Source organism: Paenibacillus sp. P4_E11 (assembly GCF_056401635.1).
Genome location: NZ_JBFUIX010000751.1, coordinates 1 through 500 on the forward strand (window position 1 = coordinate 1; position 500 = coordinate 500).

Annotated in this window: 1 protein-coding gene; it reads right to left on the reverse strand. The window is 47.0% G+C overall.

The window, feature by feature from the left end:
* The coding region (locus tag AC1DWB_RS37280) for an Ig-like domain-containing protein (protein WP_477546045.1) at nt 1-500 on the reverse strand (500 nt) is incomplete at both ends.

A 500-nucleotide genomic window follows, 5' to 3' on the forward strand; every position in this document is an offset into this window, starting at 1 on the left:
CAATTCGACGGGGGTAGGCGATACCTTCAATCCAGTTATCTCGGTTACGTTAACTTCAGTTATCTCGGTTACGTTAACTTCGACGGTAGTCGTTATGCCGTTATTAGCTATCGTGATTGTCGTTGTGCCTGCTCTTTTGGCTTCTATCAGTCCATCCGCTGTTACCGTTGCAACTGTTGGATCCCCACTCGTATAGGTCGTTCCTGTTGTGGAGTYAGTTACATCGTCTGTAKTTAAATTTGACAAGGTTGCCGTCACCGACAACTGTTGTGAATGAGTTGTCCCTCGTCTCAATTCGACGGGGGTTGGTGATACCTTCAATCCAGTTATCTCGGTTACGTTAACTTCGACGGTAGTCGTTATGCCGCTATTAGCTATCGTGATTGTCGTTGTGCCTGCTCTTTTGGCTTCTATCAGTCCATCCGCTGTTACCGTTGCAACTGTTGGATCCCCACTCGTATAGGTAGTTCCTGTTGTGGAGTTAGTCACATCGTCTGTAG